The organism is Arthrobacter flavus (genome assembly GCF_039526005.1).
Taxonomy (GTDB): domain Bacteria; phylum Actinomycetota; class Actinomycetes; order Actinomycetales; family Micrococcaceae; genus Arthrobacter_D; species Arthrobacter_D flavus.
Genome location: NZ_BAAAIJ010000022.1, coordinates 1 through 17,814 on the forward strand (window position 1 = coordinate 1; position 17,814 = coordinate 17,814).

Below are 17,814 nucleotides of genomic sequence, written 5' to 3' on the forward strand. Positions count from 1 at the left end.
AGAACATCCATCTCAGCAGGGCCACGAGCCCCTATACGCTTACGACACGAACCCGGCTTTCACCACGAACCACGGAGAGCCAGTTACATTGGTGGGTGATCATTGTCGGGGCGTCAGCCCTGTTTATCATCGGACAAGTTGTCTACTTTAGTCAGCTATTTTTCGAGCGCGCGATTGAGGATGGTGTTTCTGAAGTCGCAATCGCAGGACCGTCGAACATTCCTTGGGATTTATCGGTTGGAATTAACTCGGAAGTAGCCTCCACCATTGTCGTAGGTGTCGGGGCATTTGTTTTCACCATCAACGTCGCGGTATTTGCAGCAAGACTTACAGCACCCCACGACGAAGCTTCAATCCTCGATCTTGCTCGCTGGCAGAATCGAATGCAGGGGCTCGCCCCGCTCGCTTGCTGGGTAGCGCTGGCTGTCACCTTCACCCAGATACCCCAGAATGTCGGCCTAGGACTGGGTCTTCTGTTCGTTAGCGGACTAGCCATTAGCGCCTCAGACTTGCGTCTTGCTGGCCGTCTCGCAGCACTTAAGTTGGAATTACGTGTATCGGAAAAATTTAGCGACTACGCGGACAAGCAGTACGAAAATTTGTTGCACGCTCTACCAGAAAAACTTCGACCAGTCGATGCAGAAAATCCGCCTAAGATGAGCACTGCCATCGGGAATGCAGTAACCCCGATCATCGTGGCAGTTTCAATAGGTGCGCTAGCGATAGTGCATATCTGGCATTCGGACCCCTTTTTCCAGTCCATAGACGAAGAATCTCTAGGCGTAACCGGCAACCTTGCACTCCTGATTATGATGTGGATCATTTTATTCATAACTACCGGTGGGGCAATGTTGATGATGGTTTTCGCCATGGCGGCAAAAATTATTAAAGATGCGGGCCTCCAACCTTCACTCACCGGCTCGCGCGGCATCGGAACAAGATCAATGTGGGCCCAGTGGGCAACTATCCCACTCGCTATCATCTTAATCATTTTCTTCCCAATTGTATTTGATTTTACTCTCGATCACATCTTACTAAGTGGCCTAATTGTCCTACTTTGTTGCGCCATCCAATATCTTCTTATTCAAACTGCCATGCGTACGGGTCGAGGCCCCGGAATGGCGGCCGTGTGGTTAGCGGTTGCTGACCGACACGAGGACAAAGAGCTCGCCAGGACCCAACTCAATGCGGCAACGCTGGCCCATCAAAAGGCTGTGGAGCGCCAGGAATCTTTAGCAGGAATGGGATCGATAAATACGTGGTCGCCTGATGCCAAAGAGCCGACAGAACCCGCTTTGAATGATTCCGGTCGAAGGTCTAGTCCTTCGACCTGGATGCGGCGGATTATCCTAGCCGCAAAAAACGCTGCATCGGCCGAATAATCTCGAAACCAACAGGTCCGAGCTGACCAGCGAGAGCCAGACCCCCACGACCCCGCATGAGAATATGGATCCCGTGAAGCTACTCATCGACCGGGCCGCCCCCGACGACGCCGACCAGCTTACCGAGCTCGCCGCCATCACCTTCCCACTCGCCTGCCCCGCCTCGTCGAGGCCCGAGGATATCGCGCACCACATGGCCGCCGAACTTTCCCCCGCGAAATTCCGTGAGCACATCGCCAATCCGGACAGGACCCTTCTGTGCCTGCGTGACGGCGACCGCGACGGCCTAGCTGGCTTCAGCATGCTCATTCACGGCGACCCGACCGACGACGGAGTGCGTTCCTCGTTATCGATCTTCCCCACCATCGAGGTGAGCAAGTTCTACGTCCACCCGGACCATCACGGCCAGGGACAGGCCTCAACCCTAATGCAGGCAACCCTTGAGGTTGCCGTTCAGACCGGCGTGCGGGCGGCGTGGCTGGGAACGAACAACGAGAACCTTCGTGCCATCCGATTCTACGAAAAGCACGGCTTCACCAAGGTGGGGGTCAAGACGTTCCGGCTGGGTTCCGGCGTTGAGAACGACTTCATCTTCGAACTGCCATTTCCAGAGCAGCGCAGCTAAGCAGTCGGGAACGAACCTAGCTTTCGGGTTCAGTCCTGAAGTTGATCATCTTGTGGCTGCCGTCGCAATAGGGCTTGAGTGTCGACGCCCCACACCGGCACAGGGCCACCGTCTTGCGGGTGCGCCGTAGCTGGTTGCCGTCCGGATCAACAATGTCGAAGTCCCCACGGACCAGCAGCGGACCGTTGGGAAACGCCACGATGGTCTGCCTGGAGTTCGCGGGTGCCCGACCGCCCTCCGGGGTGGGGCTGTCGGGGCCGCCACCGTCCGGGGCGTCGTCGTCGTGATCGTCCCGCCCGCACCAGCTCATGCCGGTACCGCCGCAGAGGAACGGAGCGATGAGGTGCCCGCGTTCCAGGCGTCGAGAATGTAGCCGGTCATCCAGGTGTCAACGACGGCGGCCGCCGCGGCACCGAAGAACACGTCCTTCAGAAGCTCCGGATCGGATTCGACCAGTCCGCCAGCCATATCCCGGCTGGCGATCTGCTCGTGCACGGCGTCTGCCTCCACATGCTCATCGAAGTAGGCGGCGACGGCGTCGTCGTACCCGAGCCGCCGGAAGCCCCGCGCATACATGCGGTTCGCGAGCGAGGAAGTCATCTCATAGGCGGCGAGGTGGCCCACAATCGCACCTCGGAGGCGTCGGTTGAGCCCGAACATGGACATCATGTTCGACGACGCCAGGGTGATGGCGGGGACGGCGTCGAGATAATAGCCGTAGCTGTCATTCAGCCGGGCGCCTCGCATTGACTGGGCGAATAGGGCTGAGTGCATCCGGTCAGGGGCTCCTCCCCCGTACTCGTCCGCCTGGATTTCCACCATCGCGGCCTTCGCCCGGCCGGTGAGCCGGGGAATGGACCACGTGTGCGGGTCGGCTTCTTTCAGCGTGTAAATGGACTTCTGGATCAGGAACTCGCCGATCTGCTCCTCGGTGGCCTGCTTGGCGACGTAGCGGGACATGCTCGGCCCGCCGTCGGCACCGGTCAGTTCGAACAGGCCTGCGGCGACGTCGGCGCTGGTGGGCGAAGGCAGATCGGGCAGGGTGGCAGCGGATCGGAGCTGCGCCTCGTACGCCTGCTCCAGCAACCCGCGGGCGGCAATCAGGTCCGGATTCCATTCCCAGGCGGAACCGGTGCCGTCGATGCCGCTGTAGTGCAGCTCGAACAGGCAAAACAGCGTCAGCTGCAGGTCGTCGTCGAACGCGAAATCGTCGGTCGCCGCGATGGCGTCGCGCACGGCTGGAACAAGATCGCCAGCCGGGATTCGTGTGTCAGCGCCACTATGCGCCGACCCGTTCAGGATGTTCAGGAGCAGCGAGCTCACCGGGCCGCGAGGCTGAGGTTGCTTCATGACGGGACCCCTATCGTTGGGCAGTCAAACAGTTGGTAAACCAAGTCCTAAGCATACTTGCTATCCGGTGAACTGCACGCCCGGAGGTTAGGTTCAGCCGACGGCGGACGCCCGGACCGCGTCGTGGCCGAGCATTGCGTGCACACCCCAGGTTTCGTTGGCGATCTGCGTGATCCGCAGGTCCACGACCGTACTCGCCAGAGCCAGCGCCAGCGTGCGTTCCATGCCGTACAGGTCCTGCATCCAGGTCAACATCGCCTTGAGCGCTTCAGCGGTCGCGAGATTGAGGTCAGCGTTGAAACCAAAGGTGATCCGCGCCGTCGGCGTGATCGCATGAATAGTCTTCAGGGGTGCATCGACGACGACGTCGAGCACCAGCTCCGAGGTCATCCCGCACTCGATCGCGGTGCCGCCCACCTCACCGTCGCCCTGCGCGACATGCCCGTCGCCCACGCTGAGCAGCGCACCTGGCACGGTCACCGGGAGGAACAGGGTGGACCCTGCGGTCAGCTCCTTGCAGTCGATATTGCCTCCGCCATCGGCCCGCGGAGGAGTAGTGGTGAAGTCGCCGGGACTGTTGGGCGGCACGCCCACGACGCCAAGAAACGGGTGCAGCGTCACCGTCTGGCTCAGCTGATTGGAGGCCGTCCCCTGCTGCACATCGATATCCCACAGGAGCCACTGCGGGGCCCCGCCGTCGACGTCGAGCAGCCGGGTGAAGTTGTCGTTTTTTCGCCCGGCGTTCGTGAACCCCCAGGGGTCGGGCGTGAGCGAAACGAAGGTGACGGCCAGCATGTCCCCAGGCCTGGCGCCTGCGACGGCGATGGGGCCGGTGAGGCAGTGACCCCGCCGTTCGGCGAAAAGCTGTGGCTGATCCTCTCCGGGAACGGTCTGCCGCTCCAGATGCCCCCAGGCGTCAAGGGATCTAACCCGCACCGAGTCACCCGGCTGCACTGTGAGCACCGGTGGGGTATCGCGGGAGAATATCTGGGTGGCGGTGGCCACCGTCGGCTCAAGCAGGTGGGTCTGAAATGCAGTCATGGGTTCAGCCTACGACCCGCCCGTGCCGTGACCCCTCTCACAAATTGCACTTGCCACTTTGGGGAACCGGACTTAGTGTAGGTACATCTTGTCCGTACAACTTTGAGTTGCTGTCCCCTTGCGGCAGCCCCGACCAGAGAGAAGATTCGCCATGGTAGCCGAATCCCTTCCCAAGTCCCGCGTCCCCCTATTCGACATGATGAACCGCATCCCCGGGGGGCTGATGCTCATTCCCCTGGTTCTGGGATCGATCGTCGGAACCTTCTTCCCCGCCTTCCTGGAGATGGGTAGCTTCACCACCGCCCTCTTCAAGGACTCGGCACTCCCCCTGATCGCGATTCTGATCTTCGCCACCGGCATGCAGATCACCGCAAAGACCTCCGGCCCAGTCCTCGCGACCACCGGAGTCATCCTCCTGTTCAAAACCATCATCCCGGCCGCCCTGGTTGCCGCGTTGGGCCTGATGGTGGGCATCGACGGGATCCTCGGCATTTCCATCCTTGCCCTGCTGGCCTCCTTCGACAACAGCAACGGCGGTCTCTGGCTCGCGTTCACCGGGCGCTACGGCGACAGCCGGGATCGCGGTGCCTACATGGCCTCCGCGGTCAACGACGGCCCGTTCTTCACGCTGCTGTTCCTCGGCATTTCGGGTCTCGGCAACATTCCGTTCCTGATCTTGCTGGCCGCTGTCATCCCCCTGATCCTCGGTTTTATCGTCGGCAACCTGGACCGTAAATGGACCGAGGTGATGCGCCCGGTTCCGAACATTGTGATCCCGTTCTTCGCGTTCGCCCTCGGCACGGGCATCAACCTCGGCAACGTCCTCACCGGCGGCCTGTCGGGCATCTTCATCGGCATCGCAGCGACCCTCATCACCGGCGCCCTGGTCTACTTCGGTTACCGCTTCATCCTGCGCCGCGGCAACAAGTCAGGCATCGGCATCGCCTCCGCCACCACCGCTGGTAACTCGATCGCCACCCCCGCCGTCGTCGCTGCAGCTGACCCCACCTTCGCTCCCTTCGTTGAAGTTGCCACGGCACAGGTCGCCTCGGCCGTCCTCGTCACGGCAATCTTCGCGCCGCTGCTGGCCACCTGGGTCCTCAAGCGCCAGGGCGGCCTCTACGGCGAGGATGACGCCCCCACCGGCGACGAACACACCGCCGCGACCCCGCACGACGACGGCCGGCCCGCCGGGACCCACAACTCACCGCAGGCCGATCCGTGACCGCTACCCCCTCAGGCCCGCCGCAGGTCATCGGTATCGCCGCCGATGACCTGACCGGGGCCAACGATTCCCTGGTCCAGTTCGCCGGGGCGGGGTGGACCTCCCGTCTCGCCCTCGGCGGGCTCGACAGCCAGTTCACGGGCAGCACGCTCGCCACGGTGACCGATTCCCGGGCACTGCCGCACGACGCCGCCGGCACAGTGACCGCCGACGCCGTCGCGCAACTACTGGTGGCTGGCGCCGACCGGTTGTACGTCAAAATCGACTCCACCATGCGCGGCAGCATCCCGGGCCAGATCGACGGCGCGCTGCGTACCTGGCGCCAGCAGCACGCCGGCGCGTTCGCCGTCGTCTGCCCCGCCTACCCGGCAATGGGCCGCACGGTCGATCAGGGCCAGCTCCGCGTCAACGGTGATCCGGTCGAATCCACCTCCGTTGGACGCGACCCGGTGACCCCGGTCAGCACCAGCGAGCTGGCCACCCTGATCCCGGGCAGCCGCAGCATCCGCCTCGGGGTTGGCACGGCGACTGAGCACGCGCACTTCCTGGGCGAAGCGGCCGGGATGGAGGCGGGCACCGTCGTCGTCGACGCAGTCACCGACGACGACCTCGACCGGCTGGCCGCAGCGCTGAGCGAGCTGGGTCCCTGGGCGGTGCCGGTCGGCTCGGCCGGTTTGGCCGCAGCCTTGGCGTCGCACTGGGGGGCCGACGCCGGATTGGCCAGCCGGACAGGCTCGACCACTTCCGCCGCTGGCCGGGTTCTGATTGTGGTCAGCTCGTTGCATGATGTGTCCCGCGGACAGGCCGAGCGGCTGATCAGCGAATCGACCGACGACGACCTGCTGGTGCTGCGTCCCGCCCTCGCCGATGTCCGCTCCCGGGCCGCGGCCCTGGCCTGGGTCGAGGCCCGGGAGCTGTCCGGTGCACAGCGGGTCACCCTGCTGCTCTCACCCACCGATCGCGGCAGCACCCCTGACGCTCTGACCGGCGCCGAAATCGCGGAGGGGCTCGCGGCGATTGCCGGCGTCGTCCTGACCGACATAATCCTGCCTCAGCCCGCTGGGACGGCGCTCGTCCTGATGGGCGGGGACGGCGCACGGGCGGTCCTACGGGAAACCGCTGCGCACTCAGTGGTCGTCGCCGGCGCCCTGCAGGAAGGCGTCCCGGTCGGCGTCGTCGACGGCGGCACCGCCCACGGGCTGCGCGTCGTCACCAAGGCTGGCGGGTTCGGCGACCCCGACTCGCTGACCGATATTGTCCATCACCTTTGCACCCCATCCCCACTGTCCCCGGAGGCACTTCCATGACCATCCCTACTCTTGCCCTGACCATCGGCGATGTGGCGGGTATCGGCCCAGAGATCACCGCGAAGTCGCTGCTCGACCACGACGACCTCCGCGCCGAATGCCGCCCGATCGTGATTGGCGACGAGGCCGCGATGCGTGCCGGCGTCGTCAACGTGGGCGGGGACCCGGACAAGGTCCGCGTCATCGGCTCCGTCGCCGACGCCACCAATGAGCCCGGCACGATCGAGCTGATCCAGACCGGTCAGTCGCTTGCGCACGTGCCCCTGGGCGAGCTCCACCCCGATGCCGGCGACGGTTCCTACCGTTTCGTCGTCGAGGCCTGCCGGCTGGCACGCGAGGGTCAGGTGGATGGCATCGTCACCGCCCCGCTGAATAAGGCCGCTATGCACGCTGGCGGTCACAAGTGGCCCGGTCACACCGAGCTGCTTGCCCACGAATTCGGCGTCGAAAACTTCTCGCTGGTGCTCTCCGCGGGGGACCTGTACTTCTTCCACCTCACCACCCATGTGTCGCTGCGCCAGGCCATCGAGGACATCACCCCGAAGCGCACCCGTAGCGTCATTGACCTGGTCAGCGCGTTCACCAAGGCGCTCGGCAACCCGGACGAGCCCATTGGGTTGGCTGGCCTGAACCCCCATGCCGGCGAGAACCGTTTGTTCGGCAACGAAGACGCCGACATTCTGGCACCGACGGTCGAGGCCGCCCGCGCGGCAGGCATCAACGTGACCGGCCCGCTGCCCGCCGACGCGCTCATCCCGGCAGCTGTCAAGGGCAAGTGGAACATGGTGATCGTCTGCTATCACGATCAGGGTCACGCTCCGTTCAAAGCCGTGTACGGCGACGACGGCGTCAACATCACCGTCGGTCTGCCAGTCGTCCGGGTGTCGGTGGATCATGGCACGGCGTTCGACATTGCGGGCCAGGGCATTGCCCGCGAGGCGAGCCTGGTGCTGTCTCTCCGCCGGGCAGCCCAGCTCGCTCCCGGCTGGGACCATGTGTGGCAGACCGCCCGGCAGGGCTGACACCCAGCAGCTGATCGAACCGACAGGCGCCCAGAGTTTGGGATGATGAGTGCAAATGAAGACTTATCAGTTTGAAGAACGACCGGTCGATCCCAGCAACAGCCTGCCCCTGCACCATCAACTGAGCGCGCATCTGCGAGCCCAGATTGTGAACCACTCGCTGCCGCCGGGCACATCGCTTCCCAGCGAGGCCCAACTGCAGGAACGGTACGGTGTTTCGCGTTCGGTGGTCCGCCAGGCGCTGGGGGCTCTCACCACGGAGGGGCTCATCGATCGCGGGCGTGGGCGCGGCAGTATTGTCGCGCCCCGCCGGGAACATCACCGGCTGGTGCACCGGATGCCCGGCCTGTCGACGCAGATCGCCGAAACCGGCGTGTCCGTGACGACCGAGGTGCTGTCCTTCAGTGTGCAGCCGGCCCAGGGCATCGCGACCGCGCTTGGCGCCCCCGAGGTGCTGGCCATCGAGCGGCTGCGTTCTGTGGAGGGCGCACCCCTTGCCCTGATCCACACGTGGCTTGCGCTCCCCCTGTGCTCCACGCTGACCGCCGGGGAACTGCAGGACACCTCGCTGCATTCAGTGTTGCGCCAGAAGTACGGCATCGAGATCGTTGCGGGCAAGCGCCAGATCCGGGCAGCACCGGCCGACGCCGAGCTGCTGGCCCTGCTGCACATGGCGCCTCACGCACCGGTCCTGGTCCTTGAAGGAACCAGCCTCGACGCCACCGGACGCCCCGTGGAGGTCTTCACCACCTGGCACCATGCGGACCAGATGGTCTTCGACATCGAGGTAGTCCACGACCCCGCCTCGACGTCCCCCTCCCCCGCCCGGGGTGCCGGAACCAGCGATCTCGCAGCGGACACGTCGCGGCCTACGGTGCCCCAGGTGCCCGTCCGGTCGGGTGGACCGGCGGCGTTGGATTCCCCCGCGTCCTTGAGCACCCGTGCGCGCGAACTCAGCCTGAGACTCCAGCACCTGGCCGACGACATCGCTGCCGCCGAACAAACCTGAATCCAGGAAGGCCCCCTGGGGGCAGGTGAACGCACCTGGTGTGGACCCGCGTCCGAACCCTTAGCTACGCCGTCCCGTACCGGCTGACAAAGTTCCGCAGGATCGTCGCCGGCCACTGGACCCGCGCCGCACGGGCGCGGCCCATATAGTCGTCAGCTTCTGCCGGCGGGAAGTACCCGGCGTCGCGGTAGATGTCGATGCGCTGGATCAGGCCGTCGACGTCGAGCTCTGGATGGAACTGGGTGGCATAGAGGTTGGTGCGGATCCGGAACATCTGGACCGGGCAGGTTGCGGAGGACGCCAGCAGCACGGCGCCGTCGGGCAGGGTGGTGCAGGCTTCCTTGTGCCCCACAAAGGCGTCGAACGACGACGGCAGCCCGGCCAGTAGCGGGTCCGCCGCGCCCTCGGCGGCCAACGTGATGGGCACGGCCCCGATTGGTTCGGAAAAGGTCCGGTCGATCACCGCACCCTGATGACGCCCCAGGGTGCCCACGCCGTAGCAGGCGCCGAGGAAGGGGAAGTCGGCAGCAACCACCCGATCAAGCAACCCGCCAATGTCGCGTTCCACCCGCCGTTGGACCTCGGACTTCAGGTGTTCAGGGTCGGACGAGTTGAACGGGCTGCCACCCACCATGATGCCCGAGTAGTCCTCCAGGTCGAGCCGCGGCAGAGGGCCGGATTCGGCACGCACTCGGTGCAGCTGGTGCGGCTCGAGTCCGCCGAACCGCTGGAACGCCCGGTACTCGCCGTCGGCGGCGGCATCCTCGGCACGGGTGGCTATCAGCAGAAACGGTTTCACCAGTCGAGACTACTGCCCTGAGGCGCCCGCTGGGCACGAGACTCGGCCCGTGACTCCGGCCGGTCCTTGCGGTCCGGGGCGCTGGCTGCTAAGTCTGGGGTATCGAAGCAAGAAAGAGAAGTGGAAAATGGTCCGCACAAATCCGCACGTAGAAGAAGCCGACGAGAGTGACATTGAGGTAGGCAAACCCAAGGAATGGGCCGCTGGTGTCCCGGGTGTCATTCACTCGATGCAGCCAGCGATCAAGCATATGGGCGCCAACCGGACACGGAAGACCCTCCTCGCGCTGAACCAGAAGGACGGCTTCGATTGCATGAGTTGCGCCTGGCCGGATCCGGGCAAGCGCAGCAGCTTCGAGTTCTGCGAGAACGGTGCCAAAGCTGTCACCTGGGAAGCAACTCCCGTCCTGGTGGCTTCCGAGTTCTGGGCTGAGCATTCGGTCACTGACCTGTTGACCAGAAGTGAATACTGGCTGGGCATGCAGGGGCGTCTCACTGAGCCTGTCTACAAGCCTGCCGACAGCGATCATTACCAGCCGGTCAGCTGGGACAAGGCGTTCTCGCTGGTCGCTGACAAACTCAATGGTCTGGAGAGCCCGCACCAGTCGGCGTTCTATACCAGTGGCCGCGCCTCGAACGAGGCTGCATTCGCCTACCAGTTGTTCGTCAGGGCCTTCGGCACCAACAACCTGCCCGACTGCTCCAACATGTGCCACGAGTCCTCGGGCTGGGCGATGGGCCAGACCATCGGAATCGGCAAAGCCACCGTCGCGTACGACGACTTCGCCAAAGCCGAGCTGATCATCATCATGGGGCAGAACCCGGGCACCAACCACCCCCGGATGCTCACAGCGTTGGAGCACGCCAAGGAGAACGGCGCCGAAATCGTCGCCATCAATCCCCTGCCCGAAGCGGGCCTGAAGCGGTACAAGAACCCGCAGGAGGTCAAGGGAGTCCTCGGCCGCGGCACCGAGATCGCCGACCAGTTCATGCAGATCCGCATCGGCGGCGACATGGCCCTCATGCAGGCGATCTGCCGGCGGGTTCTCGACGCCGAGGCGGAGAACCCTGGAACGGTCCTGGACCACGACTTCCTGGCCAAGCACACCCAGGGTCTTGACGAGCTCAAGGTCAGCCTGTCCCAGCTGGATGAGGGCGCCGTCCTCGAGGCAACGGGACTGACCGTCGAGGAAATCGACGAGTTGGCGGCCCGTTATATCAAGGCCGACAAGGTCATCATCACCTGGGCCATGGGCATCACGCAGCAGAAAAAGGGCGTGGCCACCATCAAGGAGATCATCAACCTGCTCCTGCTGCGCGGGAACATCGGCAAGCCTGGTGCGGGTGCCTCCCCGATTCGCGGGCACAGCAACGTCCAGGGCGACCGGACCATGGGTATCTGGGAGCAGATGCCGCCGTCGTTCCTTGACGCGCTGGAAGAGGAGTTCGGTTTCGACCCTCCCCGTGACCATGGCATCGACGCGGTGGAGACCATCCGCCAGATGCGCGACGGCGACGTCAAGGTCTTCGTCGCGTTGGGTGGGAACCTGGTGGCAGCCATTTCGGACACCCACGCCGCCGAGGAGGCCATGCAGGCCACCGACATGACGGTGCAGATCTCCACCAAGCTGAACCGGTCGCACGCGGTGATCGGCAAGGAAGCGCTGATTTTCCCGACCATCGGCCGGACCGAGATCGACATGCAGGCCAACGGTCCGCAGTTCGTCACGGTGGAGGACACGGTCTGCGCCGTGCACCCCTCGCACGGCACGGTTGATCCCGTTGCGCCGAACCTGCTCTCGGAGGTGGCCATTGTTAGCCGCCTCGCGCGGGCTGTGCTCGGTGACAAGGTGAACGTGGACTGGGATGGGTTCGAAGCCAACTACGACGTGATCCGCGAGCACATCTCCCACGTGGTGGACGGCTGTGAGAACTACAACGAGAAGGTCCGCCGCGAGGGCGGGTTCGTGCTTCCCAACGGACCCCGTGACTCGCGGACGTTCAGCACCCCCACCGGCAAGGCGATCATCACGGTGAACGATCTGCAGCCGGTCGAGCGTCCCGCAGGCACCCTGATCCTGCAGACGCTGCGTTCACACGACCAGTTCAACACCACCATCTACGGTCACAACGATCGCTACCGCGGCATCAAGAAGGGCCGCCACGTGGTGTTCGTGAACCCGGAAGACCTGGCCGAGCTGGGCTTCGCTGATGGGCAGTACGTGGACGTCCGCGGCGAGTACCAGGACGGCCGGGAGCGTGTGCTGCGGAACTGGCGCATAGTCTCCTACCCGAGCGCCCGGGGCTGTGCTGCCGCGTACTACCCGGAGGCCAACGTACTGGTCCCCCTGGAGGAAGTGGCCGAGGGCAGCAACACTCCCCTGTCAAAGGCAGTGATCGTGCGGCTGGAGCCAACGAAGGGCGATGCGGCGTCGTCGGCCGCTGCCGCGAAGGCCTCCATCTCGTAGCCCCCAGCGCCCACCACGGGCCAAAAAAGTGGCTCCCCCGCAGGATCGTGGTTGCACAACCACTTTCCTGCGGGGGAGCCACTTTTTTGTGCTCTAGGGGCGGACTGCCTGTTACTGAGCGGTCTTCGTCCAGCCGTTGGCGTCTGGACCGTCTTCGAGCCCTTTCGCCCGGACCTGCATGACGACGTCGGCCGCTGACTGCACGGCGTCGTCCGAACCTTTACGGCCACTGGTGTCGGCGGTGCCCGCTGCATAGCCAATCAGGAACGCGCTGATGGCCCCGGCGTTGGGGGACACCGTCTCGGAGGTCTGGGCGGCGACCTCAACGATCCGCTCGTGGTCCACCTCCAAATCGAGGATCTGCAGTGCCTGGGTGAGCTGGCGGCTCCATTCGCTGAGCGTGCGCAGTTCGTCGTCGATGCCGGTCATAAGGGGACTCCGTAAATTGTGGGAATTTTGGTGCCTTCAAGAAGTAGCATCTGTGAGCACTTTCCACAACGTTGGCCAGTGGAACGGTGGGTACCCAATAATGGACACATGGCCGCCACCACAGAGCACCTCGACGTCGCGATCATCGGGGCTGGGCTGTCCGGCATTGGCGCCGCCCACCGGCTGCTAACTGAATGCCCGGGTAAGTCGTTCGCCCTCTTCGAGGCCCGCGACGCGATCGGCGGCACCTGGGACCTCTTCCGCTACCCGGGGGCCAGATCCGATTCCGACATGTTCACCCTCTCCTACCCCTGGCGGCCCTGGACCGCACCGGAATCCATCGGCGACCAGCGAAGCATCCTGAACTACCTGCAGGACACTGCCGAGGAATCGGGCGTGACGCCTCACATCCGCTTCGCCACCCGCATGGTGAGTGCTGACTTTTCCACGGAGACCTCCCGTTGGACACTGCACCTGGACACCGACGACGACGACGACGGCACCACCCATCGCCGCACCGTCACCTGCTCGTTCCTGTACGCCTGCACCGGGTACTACAACTACACCGAGCCGTACCAGCCTGACCTCCCGGGACTCGAGGACTTCACCGGCGAGGTGATCCATCCTCAGTTCTGGCCGGCCGGCTTCGACTACACGGGCAAGCGGGTGGTCGTGGTCGGGAGTGGGGCCACCACCATCACCCTGGTGCCGGCAATGGCCGACGACGCCGCCCACGTCACCATGCTGCAACGATCGCCGTCCTACGTGGTGAACGTACCGCGCCGGGACCGGTTCTCCGACGCCGCACGGAAGATCCTGCCAGCCGGCCCGGCCCACCGGGTGGCCCGGGCGCGCAATGTGGTCTACCCGCTGGGGTTCTACCAGCTGTGTATGAAGCTGCCCCGGGTGGCGAAAGCTTACCTGAGGTACCAGGCCCGCGGCATCCTCAAGGACGAGCAGCAGATCCGTGACCATTTCACCCCCACCTACAATCCGTGGGAGCAACGGGTGTGCGCTGCGCCCGACCGTGACTTCTATCGGTCACTGGTGTCGGGGAAGGCGTCGGTGGTGACGGATCGGATCGACCGGTTCACGGCTGCCGGGGTCCGGCTTGCGTCGGGGCGGGAACTGGCGGCCGACGTCGTCGTCACCGCGACGGGGCTTAGCCTGCAATCCCTCGGCGGCGCGAACCTGAGTGTTGACGGCGTCCCCGTGGAGTTGGGCGATTCGTTGATCTACCGTGGCGTCCTCGTCAGCGGGGTCCCGAACTTTGGCTACTCGCTGGGATACACGAATGCGTCCTGGACCCTCCGCTCGGACCTCAGCGCCCGGTACGTGTGCCGGCTGCTGAAGCATATGGATCGCAACGGGCACACGGTGGCAGTCCCGGTGCCGACCTCAGGTGTGGCGCGGCGGCCGCTGCTGGCCCTGTCATCCAATTTCATGCTGCGGGCCGTGAACGTGTTTCCGCGACAGGGTTCGGGCACCCCCTGGACGCTGGGCGCCAACTACCTCCTGGATGTGCCGCTGGTGATGCTGGGCAAAGTCAGCAGGCAGATGGCGTTTAACGCCGTACCCGGTCGAGGCCCCGCCGCGCAGCGCAAAGAAGTGGCGTAGCTGCACCCCTGGCCGCAGAAAAGTGGCGTAGCTGCACCTCTGGCCGCAGGAAGTGGCGTAGCTGCACCTTTGGCCGCAAAGAAGTGGCGTAGCTGCACACAAGTGGTTGCCCCACCACTCACCTGCGGGTGCAGCACTTTTTTGCCGGGAGGGAGCGCCCCGGGGAGGCTCCGGCGCCGCTATTCCGTCTTCGCGGCCGACTTTAACAAGTCCAGCCGCAGGGAGCGGGCAGTTTCCATGTGCTGCCGGGCGATCTGCCGGGCGTCGTCGGCGCGCTGGTCGATGATAGCCCTCACCAGTGCCTCATGCTCGTCCAGTGCGTCTTCCCACCGGTTGCCGACGGACAGGGTTGACCGAGGCGTGTTGATGAGGTGGGTGGAAAGCCGTTCCAGCAGGTCCTGCAGCACCCGATTGTGCGCGGCCGTGCTGACAGCCGCATGGAACTCGACGTTGCAGCGGATCCGGGTCTGGTCATCCGGGGAATCGAGTTCCCGGTCCCGCTCAACCAGGGCTTCAAGGCGCATGATGTCCGAGGCGGTCCTGCTGCTGGACGCCTGTCCGGCAGCTTCCTGTTCGAGCATTACCCGCAGGTCGTAAATCTGGATGACTTCCTGGGGGTCAATCTGCGGCACCTGAAGGCCCCGCGCAGCACGCTCCAGCAGACGCTCGTGCTGGAGTCGGCTGAGCGCCTCGCGGATGGGAGTCCGCGAGACGCCAAAGCGCTCCGAGAGGCCTACCTCGCGCAGCGGGGTTCCGGGAGGATGAATACCTGCCAGAATCTCGCTGCGCAGCACACGGAAGACCACTGAGCCGTCGACGCGTCCCGTCGAATCTGCCGGATCAGACACTTTCAACCGGTTCAGACACTTGGTGCTCCTGTAAGTAGGACCTGAATTTTAGGCACCCTATCCACGGGTGTGGGCTAGGACAATACTCATGGAACAGCCGTTCGGACGCGTCGACGAGCGACTCGGATAGAACTGCTAGACGGCAATCTGGCGCAGCACGTACTGCAGGATGCCACCGTTGCGGTAATACTCGGCTTCACCCGGAGTGTCGATCCGCAGGACGGCCTCGAAGGTGATCGGCGAGCCGCCACCTTCGGGGATTGCCGTGACCGTGACGGTCTTCGGGGTGGTGCCGTTGTTCAGCTCGGTCACGCCGGACACCGCGAAGGTCTCGGTGCCGGTGAGGCCCAGCGTCTCGGCGTTCTGGCCCTGCGGGAACTGCAGGGGAAGCACACCCATGCCGATGAGGTTGGAGCGGTGGATCCGCTCGTAGCTCTCGGTGATGACTGCACGGACACCCAGGAGTGCGGTGCCCTTGGCAGCCCAGTCACGGGAGGAGCCGGAACCGTATTCCTTGCCGGCCAGGATCACGAGCGGCGTGCCGGCGGCCTGGTAGTTCATCGCCGCGTCGTAGACAGCAGCCTGTGGCGCGTCGGCCTGGCTGAAGTCACGGGTGAAGCCACCCTCAACGTCTTCGAGGAGCTGGTTCCGGATCCGGATGTTCGCGAAGGTGCCGCGGATCATCACTTCGTGGTTTCCACGGCGAGAGCCGAAGGAGTTGAAGTCCTTGCGCTCCACACCGTGCTCGAGCAGGTAACGACCTGCGGGAGTGTCGGACTTGAAGGAGCCCGCCGGTGAGATGTGGTCGGTGGTGACCGAATCCCCCAGCTTGAGCAGAACGCGTGCACCCTCGATATCGGTGACGGGTTCCGGCTCGGCCTTCATGCCCTCGAAGTACGGTGGCTTCCGGACGTAGGTGGATTCTGGATCCCACTCGAAGGTGTCACCGGCCGGGGTGGGCAGGGACTGCCAGCGCTCGTCGCCATCGAAGATGGTCGAGTAGCTGGTCTTGAACATCTCCTTGTCGATCGACTCGTCGATGATCTGCTGCACCTCAACCGGGTTGGGCCAGATGTCCTTCAGGAAGATGTCGTTGCCGTCGTCGTCCTGGCCCAGCGGATCGGCAGCGAAGTCGAAGTCCATGGTGCCGGCGAGGGCGTAGGCGACTACCAGCGGCGGTGAGGCCAGGTAGTTCATCTTCACGTCGGGGTTGATGCGACCCTCGAAGTTGCGGTTACCGGAGAGGACAGCGGTGACGGCCAGATCGGCGTCGTGGATGGCCTGGGTGATTTCCTCGTCCAGGGGACCGGAGTTACCGATGCAGGTGGCGCAACCGTAGCCGACCACAAAGAAGCCGAGCTTCTCCAGGTACGGGATCAGGCCTGACTTTTCGTAGTAGTCGGTGACCACCTTGGAGCCGGGAGCCACCGAGGTCTTGACCCAGTCCTTGGAGGTCAGGCCCTTCTCGACGGCGTTGCGGGCCAGCACTGCTGCTGCCATCATCACCGAGGGGTTGGACGTGTTGGTGCACGAGGTGATCGACGCGATGGTGACCGCTCCGTGGTCCAGCGTGAAGCTGCGGCCATCTGCGGTGGTGACCTCTATCGGGCTGGAGTCGCGGTTGGGCTCGGTCTCGGTGACCGTTTCGTGCGGGTGGTCGTCGATCTTGGTGGCGGCACCATTGGACGAGGGTGGGTCGGAGGCGGGGAAGGACTCCTCAAGTGCCTCATCGACGGTTGCGCCCTCTTCCTCGACGGAGCGGTGCACATAGTTTTCCAGGTCACTGCGGAACTGCGGCTTGGCGTTGGTCAGCTCCACCCGGTCCTGGGGGCGCTTCGGGCCGGCGATCGAGGAGACCACCGTTGAGAGATCCAATTCCAGGTACTCGGAGAAAGCGATCTCCTTGCTCGGATCGTGCCACATGCCCTGTGCCTTGGCGTACGCCTCAACGAGTGCCAGGTTCTCCTCCGGGCGGCCGGTCAGCCGCAGGTAATCCATCGTCACTTCGTCGATCGGGAACATCGCAGCCGTCGAACCGAACTCGGGGCTCATGTTGCCGATGGTCGCACGGTTCGCCAGCGGCACAGCGCTGACGCCTTCGCCGTAGAACTCGACGAACTTGCCCACCACACCGTGCTTGCGGAGCTTCTCGGTGATGGTGAGCACGACGTCGGTCGCGGTGGCGCCGGCGGGAATCTCACCGGTCAGCTTGAAGCCCACCACGCGGGGAATCAGCATGGAGACGGGCTGGCCCAGCATGGCCGCCTCGGCTTCGATGCCGCCCACGCCCCAGCCCAGAACGCCGAGCCCGTTGACCATGGTGGTGTGCGAGTCGGTGCCGACGCAGGTGTCCGGGTAGGCCTGCAGGACCGTGCTGTCGCCGGTGGTGACCTCGCGGGTCATGATGGTGCGCGCCAGGTACTCCAGGTTGACCTGGTGCACGATACCCATTCCCGGTGGGACCACCAGGAAGTCATCGAACGCGGTCTGGCCCCAGCGCAGGAACTGGTACCGCTCGCCATTGCGCTGGTACTCAATCTCAATGTTGCGCTCCAGCGCGTTAGCATTGCCGGCGAAGTCGATCTGCACCGAGTGGTCAATGACCAGTTCGGCCGGCGCCAGCGGGTTGACCCGCTTGGGGTCCCCACCGAGCTCAACGACTGCCTCACGCATGGTCGCGAGGTCCACGACGC

General features: G+C 64.4%; 15 protein-coding genes. 8 read left to right on the plus strand and 7 right to left on the minus strand.

What is annotated here, in order from left to right:
• Nucleotides 1-95: 95 nt before the first annotated feature.
• A complete protein-coding gene (locus tag ABD059_RS06890) occupies nt 96-1,382 on the plus strand; it encodes a hypothetical protein (RefSeq protein WP_343878629.1) in 1,287 nt (428 codons plus the stop codon).
• 64 nt (nt 1,383-1,446) lie between these two features.
• Entirely contained in the window at nt 1,447-2,007 is a 561-nt protein-coding gene (locus tag ABD059_RS06895; RefSeq protein ID WP_343878630.1) for a GNAT family N-acetyltransferase, read from the plus strand.
• A 16-nt stretch (nt 2,008-2,023) separates the two neighbouring features.
• On the opposite strand, the gene ABD059_RS06900 is transcribed toward ABD059_RS06895, so the two are convergent.
• From ABD059_RS06900 to ABD059_RS06910, 3 genes are all read right to left on the minus strand, one after another.
• A complete protein-coding gene (locus tag ABD059_RS06900) occupies nt 2,024-2,317 on the minus strand; it encodes a CDGSH iron-sulfur domain-containing protein (RefSeq protein ID WP_343878631.1) in 294 nt (97 codons plus the stop codon).
• The gene (locus ABD059_RS06905) at nt 2,314-3,357 is read right to left on the minus strand and encodes an iron-containing redox enzyme family protein (protein ID WP_343878632.1); all 1,044 of its coding nucleotides are present in this window, start codon (nt 3,355-3,357) and stop codon (nt 2,314-2,316) included. Before ABD059_RS06905 ends, ABD059_RS06900 begins: the two co-directional genes overlap by 4 nt.
• A 93-nt stretch (nt 3,358-3,450) precedes the next feature.
• Complete coding sequence (locus ABD059_RS06910) at nt 3,451-4,398, minus strand: acetamidase/formamidase family protein (protein WP_343878633.1); 948 nt, start codon at nt 4,396-4,398, stop codon at nt 3,451-3,453.
• 151 nt (nt 4,399-4,549) lie between these two features.
• Here ABD059_RS06910 and ABD059_RS06915 point away from each other — a divergent pair, with 151 nt between their 5' ends.
• From ABD059_RS06915 to ABD059_RS06930, 4 genes are read left to right on the plus strand one after another with little or no spacing between them, the layout of a single operon-like run.
• Nucleotides 4,550-5,623 (plus strand): 2-keto-3-deoxygluconate permease, encoded by a 1,074-nt coding sequence (locus ABD059_RS06915; RefSeq protein WP_343878634.1) that lies wholly within the window; start codon nt 4,550-4,552, stop codon nt 5,621-5,623.
• Nucleotides 5,620-6,930: a four-carbon acid sugar kinase family protein gene (locus ABD059_RS06920; protein WP_343878635.1), complete on the plus strand. Its 1,311-nt coding sequence runs from the start codon at nt 5,620-5,622 to the stop codon at nt 6,928-6,930. The genes ABD059_RS06915 and ABD059_RS06920 overlap by 4 nt, the downstream gene beginning before the upstream one ends.
• Nucleotides 6,927-7,952 (plus strand): 4-hydroxythreonine-4-phosphate dehydrogenase PdxA, encoded by a 1,026-nt coding sequence (gene pdxA / locus ABD059_RS06925; protein WP_343878636.1) that lies wholly within the window; start codon nt 6,927-6,929, stop codon nt 7,950-7,952. Before ABD059_RS06920 ends, pdxA begins: the two co-directional genes overlap by 4 nt.
• A gap of 55 nt (nt 7,953-8,007) precedes the next feature.
• Nucleotides 8,008-8,961 carry a GntR family transcriptional regulator gene (locus tag ABD059_RS06930; RefSeq protein WP_343878637.1) on the plus strand — a complete coding sequence of 318 codons (954 nt, stop codon included), beginning with the start codon at nt 8,008-8,010 and terminating at the stop codon, nt 8,959-8,961.
• 64 nt (nt 8,962-9,025) lie between these two features.
• On the opposite strand, the gene ABD059_RS06935 is transcribed toward ABD059_RS06930, so the two are convergent.
• Entirely contained in the window at nt 9,026-9,760 is a 735-nt protein-coding gene (locus ABD059_RS06935; RefSeq protein WP_343878638.1) for a glutamine amidotransferase, read from the minus strand.
• Between the two features lie 127 nt (nt 9,761-9,887).
• Between ABD059_RS06935 and ABD059_RS06940 the strand changes: the two genes are divergently transcribed.
• Nucleotides 9,888-12,227 (plus strand): FdhF/YdeP family oxidoreductase, encoded by a 2,340-nt coding sequence (locus ABD059_RS06940; RefSeq protein WP_343878639.1) that lies wholly within the window; start codon nt 9,888-9,890, stop codon nt 12,225-12,227.
• A 111-nt stretch (nt 12,228-12,338) separates the two neighbouring features.
• On the opposite strand, the gene ABD059_RS06945 is transcribed toward ABD059_RS06940, so the two are convergent.
• Nucleotides 12,339-12,656: a DUF6457 domain-containing protein gene (locus tag ABD059_RS06945; RefSeq protein WP_343878640.1), complete on the minus strand. Its 318-nt coding sequence runs from the start codon at nt 12,654-12,656 to the stop codon at nt 12,339-12,341.
• Nucleotides 12,657-12,764: 108 nt separating this feature from the next.
• On the opposite strand from ABD059_RS06945, the gene ABD059_RS06950 reads away from it, so the two are divergent.
• Entirely contained in the window at nt 12,765-14,273 is a 1,509-nt protein-coding gene (locus ABD059_RS06950; RefSeq protein ID WP_343878641.1) for a flavin-containing monooxygenase, read from the plus strand.
• A gap of 179 nt (nt 14,274-14,452) precedes the next feature.
• On the opposite strand, the gene ABD059_RS06955 is transcribed toward ABD059_RS06950, so the two are convergent.
• Together ABD059_RS06955 and ABD059_RS06960 are read right to left on the minus strand one after the other, a co-directional pair.
• Nucleotides 14,453-15,121 (minus strand): GntR family transcriptional regulator, encoded by a 669-nt coding sequence (locus tag ABD059_RS06955; RefSeq protein ID WP_343878642.1) that lies wholly within the window; start codon nt 15,119-15,121, stop codon nt 14,453-14,455.
• A 135-nt stretch (nt 15,122-15,256) separates the two neighbouring features.
• A partial coding sequence (locus ABD059_RS06960) for an aconitate hydratase (protein ID WP_343878643.1) occupies nt 15,257-17,814 on the minus strand: 2,558 nt, incomplete at its 5' end.